This is a genomic window from Streptomyces sp. NPDC002044, assembly GCF_040296725.1.
Classification (GTDB): Bacteria; Actinomycetota; Actinomycetes; order Streptomycetales; family Streptomycetaceae; genus Streptomyces; species Streptomyces antarcticus.
In genome coordinates this window covers 1-6,231 of record NZ_JBEOXU010000240.1, presented here as the reverse complement: position 1 = coordinate 6,231, position 6,231 = coordinate 1, and the positions used below count along the sequence as shown (strand labels likewise).

Annotated in this window: 6 protein-coding genes and 1 pseudogene; 5 read left to right on the top strand and 2 right to left on the bottom strand. The window is 72.8% G+C overall.

The window, feature by feature from the left end:
• Positions 1-66 precede the first annotated feature (66 nt).
• Positions 67-1,275: a S8 family peptidase gene (locus ABT106_RS30650; RefSeq protein WP_351283963.1), complete on the bottom strand. Its 1,209-nt coding sequence runs from the start codon at positions 1,273-1,275 to the stop codon at positions 67-69.
• Positions 1,276-1,585: 310 nt separating this feature from the next.
• On the opposite strand from ABT106_RS30650, the gene ABT106_RS30645 reads away from it, so the two are divergent.
• From ABT106_RS30645 to ABT106_RS30630, 4 genes are all read left to right on the top strand, one after another.
• Positions 1,586-3,928, top strand: coding sequence for an FUSC family protein (locus ABT106_RS30645; RefSeq protein WP_351283960.1), 2,343 nt, complete (start codon positions 1,586-1,588; stop codon positions 3,926-3,928).
• Between the two features lie 22 nt (positions 3,929-3,950).
• Positions 3,951-4,475 carry a GNAT family N-acetyltransferase gene (locus ABT106_RS30640; RefSeq protein WP_351283957.1) on the top strand — a complete coding sequence of 175 codons (525 nt, stop codon included), beginning with the start codon at positions 3,951-3,953 and terminating at the stop codon, positions 4,473-4,475.
• A gap of 137 nt (positions 4,476-4,612) precedes the next feature.
• Positions 4,613-5,038, top strand: a complete 426-nt coding sequence (locus ABT106_RS30635) for a type III secretion system chaperone family protein (RefSeq protein ID WP_351283955.1) — start codon at positions 4,613-4,615, stop codon at positions 5,036-5,038.
• Positions 5,039-5,206: 168 nt separating this feature from the next.
• On the top strand, positions 5,207-5,605 hold the full coding sequence (locus ABT106_RS30630; protein ID WP_351283954.1) for an Imm32 family immunity protein: 399 nt from the start codon (positions 5,207-5,209) through the stop codon (positions 5,603-5,605).
• On the opposite strand, the pseudogene ABT106_RS30625 reads toward ABT106_RS30630, so the two are convergent.
• Positions 5,581-5,789 (bottom strand): annotated as a pseudogene (locus tag ABT106_RS30625) (hypothetical protein); the annotation flags it as partial. The gene ABT106_RS30630 and the pseudogene ABT106_RS30625 overlap by 25 nt on opposite strands.
• A 186-nt stretch (positions 5,790-5,975) precedes the next feature.
• Between ABT106_RS30625 and ABT106_RS30620 the strand changes: the two are divergent.
• Positions 5,976-6,188 carry a DUF4287 domain-containing protein gene (locus tag ABT106_RS30620; protein WP_351283952.1) on the top strand — a complete coding sequence of 71 codons (213 nt, stop codon included), beginning with the start codon at positions 5,976-5,978 and terminating at the stop codon, positions 6,186-6,188.
• Positions 6,189-6,231: the final 43 nt, after the last annotated feature.

The following is a 6,231-nucleotide window of genomic DNA, read 5'->3' as shown; positions in this document are numbered from 1 at the left end:
GGGACGTGGTCGTTCGAGGCGTTCGCCATGATCTCCCGGCGGCCGATGATCGGGTCCCAGACGAGGTCACCGAAGATCCGCCGGCTTGTTCGGGGTGCCGCTGCTCGGGTTGGTGATCTTCCCGGCGGTCGCGCCGGAGGTCAGCGCCCCGGCCACGTCGGCCGGCGACGCGCCCTTGTGCCCGGCCAGGTAGACCGCCGCGGCACCGACGACGTGCGGGGTCGCCATCGAGGTGCCGGAGATGGTCTTCGTACCGGTGTCGCTGTCGTTCCAGGCCGAGGTGATGTCCGAGCCCGGGGCGTACAGGTCGACGACCGTGCCGAAGTTGGAGAACGAGGACTGCGAGTCGTCGGCCGCGCTGGAGGCCACCGTCACCGCCTCCGGAACCCGCGACGGCGAACCCTGGCCGGCGTCGGAGGACTCGTTGCCCGCCGCGACACCGAAGGTGACACCGGCGGCTATCGCCCGGCTGACCGCCTCGTCGAGCGCCTCGTCGGCGCCGCCGCCGAGGCTCATGTTGGCCACCGAGGGACCGCTGTGGTGCTGCGTGACCCAGTCGATGCCCGCCACGACCTGCTCGGTGCTGCCCGACCCGTTGTCGTCCAGCACGCGAACGGCGACGATCTTCGCCTTCTTGGCGACACCGTGGGACGTGCCCGCGATGGTTCCGGCGACGTGCGTGCCGTGACCGTTGCCGTCGTCGGCGATCTCGTCGTTGTCGATGGCGTCGAAGCCGTGCTCGGCCCGGCCGCCGAAGTCCTTGTGACTGATGCGCACGCCGGTGTCGATGACGTACGCCGTCACGCCCTCACCTCCCGAATCGGGGTAGGTGTACTTCTTGTCCGCTGCGGTCTCCTCCTGGTCGATGCGGTCCAGGCCCCACGAAGGAGGGTTCTCCTGCGTGGCCTTGATGGTGAACTTCTTGTTCTGGACGACCTTGTCCACGGTCGGGTCGGCGGCCAGACGCCTGGCGTCCGTCTCCGAAAGCCCCGATGCGGAGAAGCCGTTGATGGCAGATGCGTATTCGCGCTGCACCTCGCCCCCGTACTTCTTGGCAAGTGCCTTCTTGTCCGCCGACTTGTCGAGGATGACGATGTAACTGCCGCTCAGCGCACCGGGGGCGCCCAGTCCGTAGACCGTCCCCTCGGCCGGGGTCGCAGCACCGGCGAGAGGGGAGAGCAACAAGGTCACGCCGGCTGCCGTCGCGGCTCCCGTGACGACCGCCAGGACCCGAACTCCGCGGGAACGGGTGCGTGCGTGCTTGTGAGTTGACATGTAGAGGGTTCTCCTCGTGTTTGACGTGTGGGGCGTCAAGCGTTGTCGCGCAAACCCTCCGGAGCCGAAAGATCTCCGGGAGTTGATCGAAACCATGGTCGATTCGCGGAGGTGATTCAAGGTCACTTCGGCCCTGGGGGATATTCAACAAGGTTTCTTAAAGGGAACTCCTCGTCCGCTCCTCGGAACGGGCACACTCTTCGAACCTTCTGCACGGGATGGACACTTCTCGTGTGCGTTCGCGAATGCCTCTCCCCGCCGGTCGTGGGATCCTGGAGCCGGGGACCGCGAGCGGGCGGGCGGAGCCGGCATGGGCAGGGACACGGATACGGGCGCCGACACGGTGGACGGCGGCGACGACGACGCGGGAGCCCGCGGGCACCCCTCGGCACTCGCACAAGCCATCGCGGAGGTACGCGCCGGGACGGGCCCGACGGCGGCGACGGCCCGCCGGGCCGTCCGGGTCACCCTCGCCGCATGTACCGGCTTCTACGTCTTCCTGTACGTGCTGGACCGCCCCGTCTCCGCCACGTACGCCCTGTTCGCCGCCGTATCCCTCGCCGCCCTGTCCCGGATCCCGGGCACCGGTCGCCAGCGGGCCGCCCAGATCGCGCGGGTCCTGCCCGTGGCCTGCGTCCTGGTGACGATCGGCACCTTCCTGGCCGTGCGCACCTGGACCGCCGTCGCCGGCATGCTCGTCATCGGCTTCTGCCTGGCCTTCGCCTCGGCGGGCGGCCCGCGCCCCGCCGGCGCGGCGCCGGGCCTCCAGCTCCTCTACATCCTTCCCTGCTTCCCGCCGTACCTGCCGGGCGCCCTCGGCGAGCGGCTGGCGGGCGCCGTGGCCGGCATCGTGCTGCTGGTCCTCGCCGAGGCGTACGTGCTGCCCGACCCGCGCCTGCCCACCTACCGGGACCGCGCCGCCGACGCCGCCACGACCGCCGCCCGGTGCGCCGCCGCGCTGCGGGAGCCCCCGTACGCCCTGCCCGCGCCGCTCGTCGAGCTGGCCGGAGCCGCCGGGGAGGCACTGCGGCCGTCCCACGTCCCGGAGGGAGAGCGCCCGGCCGGCCCCGGGGTGCACGAGCGCGCACTGGCGCACACCGGACTCGCCGCGCGCACCCTGCTGGTCCGGCTGAGGGCCCTGCCCGGCCCGCTCGCCGGAGCCCGCCCCGGCCCCGCGGGCCTGGCGCTGATCCGCTCGGTGGAGCGCTCCGCCCGGGCGACCGCCGCGCTGCTGTCGGACGGTCCCACCGCGGAGGACGCCGGGAGCGCGGAGCGGGGGCTGCGGCACGACCGGGCCGGGAGCGCGCGCCTCCTGCCGCCCGTCCCGGGCGACCGCCGCCGCCAGGCGGCGCTGCTGGAGGTGGCGGACGCGGCGCTGGTGCTCGGCACGGCCGCGGACCTCGCCGTCCGCGGGCGCGACGCCCTCCCGGAGGGCGATCCCGGCCGCTTCTGGTACGCCGGAATGAGCACGCTCCGGCTGTGGTGGATCCGGCTGTCGGGGCACGCGGGACCCCGGTCAGTCCACTTCCAGAACGCCGTACGGATCAGCCTGGCGCTCGCGGCCGCCCGCACGGTGGCCGGGCTGGACTCGCTGCCGCACGGCTTCTGGGCGATGCTCGCGGTCCTCAGCCTGACCCGGACCACGGCCGTCCAGACCCGCGCCACCGTCCGCGCCGCCCTGACCGGGACCTGCCTGGGCGCCCTCGCCGCCGGAGGCGTCCTCACCCTCGCGGGCGAGGCGAGCCTGCCGTACGCCATCGCCCTGCCGCCGCTGATGCTCGTCGCCTTCTTCGTCGGCCCGGTGCGCGGCGTGGGCTGGGCGCAGGCGCTGTTCACGCTGGTCGTCGCGGTGGCGTTCGCGCAGCTCGCCCCGACCACCTGGCAGCTGGCCGAATACCGGTTCCTGGACGTGCTCGTGGGCAGCGTCATCGGCCTCGTCTGCGGTCTGCTGGCCTGGCCGCGGGGCGCCCACGACGAGGTGGGCCGGGCCGTGGCCCGGCTGCTGCGGGCCGCGGCCGCCGAGGTCACGACCGCCACGCGCGCCGTCACCTCGGGCGGCCGGCCGCCGGCGGACGGGCAACCGGCGGACGGGACCCCGGCCGGCGCAGCCGGCCCGTTCGGCGGCGACGACCCGGACGTCCAGCAAACCCTGGTGCTGGCCGAGTCGGCCTACGCCCAGTACCAGGGTGAGACGCAGCGCCCGGCGGGCCCGGGCCCGGACTGGCAGAGCGCGCTGATGGCCGGACACCACGTGCTGTGGGGCGCCCGCAGGGTGCTGGCGGCGGTGGACGGAGCGCCGCCCGACCACCGGGCCGACGCCAGGGTGCGGGCGTACGGTGCCTGGGTGGCGGAGGGTTTCGGGCTGGCCGCGGCCCGGTTCGACGTACCGAAGGACGCGCGGAACCGTGCGGCACCCCGCCCCGGCCCCGGCGCGGTCGCGGGTGTGGGTGCGGGCGGGCCGCAGGCGTCGGACGCCACCCTCGACGCGCCCCCGGTGTTCTTCACCGCCGTGGCGTGGCTGGACTCGCTCACCGCCGACCTGGCCCGCATGGCGGCCGCCCACGCGGTCGAGACCCCGCTGCCCGCGGCCGGCCGCCCCGGTACGGCCCGATCGGGAAGCCCGTCGCGAGGACGCGGAGGTTCGGTCGGATGATCGGACTGTTATCGTCCCGAACATGCCTGAGCTGATCACACCGACCCCGCGCCTGCGCGCTTCCTGGCTCGCCGCGCGCGAGGAGTGGGGCGACGGCGCCCACATGGACGGAGCGAGCCTCGGCTCCGACGACGACGTGGACAGCGCGGAGGGCTTCGCGGCCTGGGTGGAGCGGCTGCACGCGTACGGGGACCGTACGCTCCCGGTCGAGCAGGGGCGGGTCCACGCCACCTACTGGTGGATCACCGAGGGTGACACCTACCTCGGCGCCATCGACCTGCGGCACTACCTGAACGGCTTCCTGCTCGACGCGGGCGGTCACATCGGGTACAGCATTCGGCCCTCGGCGCGCCGGCGCGGGCTGGCGACCTGGGCCCTGGCCCAAGTCCTCTACGAGGCGCGGCTGCTCGGGATCGACCGGGTCCTGCTGACCTGCGACCCGGGCAACACCGCGTCGGTGCGGACGATCGAGCGCAACGGCGGCGTCCTGGAAGACGTACGGGACACCCTGATCGGCCCGAAGCGCCGGTACTGGATCGACCTCTAGACCGGCCACCGGGCCGACCGCCGGGCCGATCCGCGGTCCCCGTGACAGCACCCCTCCCGGCCTGATGGGATGGCCGGTGGGGGCCCCGGGCGGAGCCCCCACCGACCGTCCCGGCCTGCCGAGTGGAGGAACCGCGTATGCCGCAGAACCTGACCGTACGGGTGAAGGAACTGCTGGACGGCATGGGCCTCCACGGGGCCGGAGCCGAACTGGACGCGGGCCGGGCGGTCACCCTCTCCGTCGGCGCGGGCACCCTGATCACGATCATGAGGGTGGACGACACCCTGGTGCTCGGCGCGGCGCTCGCCGAGCACGACGAGCCGGTGCTGCTGCGGGCGGCCCCGGAACTGCTGGAGTTCGTCGCGCACACCACCCCGCCCCCGGCCTTCGCCGCCGGCTCCCTCGTCCTGGACACGGCGGGCCGGCCCTTCCGCCTCGGCGGCCACCTGGACCCGCAGGCCGTCGGCTCGCCGCAGGACGTGGCGGAGGCCCTCGGATTCCTCATCAACCTGCTGGAGTACGCGAACACCGCCACCGCCCGGGCCGCCGGCCGGAACCCGTGAGGGCGAGCCGCGAGCCGCGGCCCCGGCGCGGGGGGTGCCCCCATGGGTTTCGTCAAGCGTTGGGTAACGTCCGTGACGGCTGGCCTTGAGCCGGGGAAGCCCGGTTGACCAGGGGCAACGGCTTTGGTCGTTGAGTCTGGCGTTGTGGAACCGAAGGGGTTGTGGCGGATGAGGGTTCTGTTCTTTCCCGATGAGGATGGGGTGGACGTCTCGGGCGGTGCGGCGGAACTCGTTGTCCTGGCCCTCGCCCTCGCCGCGGGGAAGGGTGGCACGGTAGCCACCGCCTCGGCTGAACCGAGCTTCGGGGGCACTGAACTGACTTCGGTCGAGGTGGTGAGCACCAGCGGCCCGGGTGTCCGTATCCGAGTTGACGCGGAGCGCAGCGCTCTACTCATCGAGGGTGACCGGCTGGGCTTGACGGCTCTCGCTGACGAAGTTCAGTCGATCGCGGAGATGGACGACGGCGGGCACCAGCACATCGAGTACTTCCCGGATCACTACTACCTTGTCGCTGGGTCACTGGCCATGGTCGTAAACAGTCCTCACGGCGGCATGCCGACTCGATGAACGACTGATGGCAGTGGCTGGCCGGGTTCGCAGAAGGTTCCGTCGCGGAGCATCGCGAAGAGGACGTCGGCTCGTCGTCGGGCGCGGCAGAGCAGAGCAGGGCCGGGGGGTGGTGCTTCCCCTGGCTGATCTTCTTGTCGTATTAGGCCCGCGATGCAGGGTTCCCGAGGGCGGCAGACGCGGCCCATTGCGGAGCCACGAAAAGGGTAACGGGGGGGTGGACGCGGGGCCGGTGACGGTCGCGCACGGCGTCCCGGTCGGGAAGGGCCGCGCCGGACCGATGATTCCGTCCGGCCGTCGACGTCTACAGAAGCGACACGTCCTTCGCAGTGGGCGCAGGACACGTGACCAGCAGACGGGACACCACGACATGAGCGAGCCGGTGAAAGGCCCTGCCAGCTACTTCCCCTCCATCGAGAAGAAGTACGGGCGCCCGGTCGCGGAGTGGAAGGACCTGATCCGCTCCTCGCCGCTGACCGGACACATGGAGATCGTCTCCTGGCTGAAGGCCGAGCACGGGCTCGGCCACGGCCACGCCAACGCCCTCGTCGCGCACACCCTCGCGGAGGACGCCGGCAGGTGACCCGGCCGCGATGCCCGGCCGCGATGCCCGGCCGTGCGGGCGG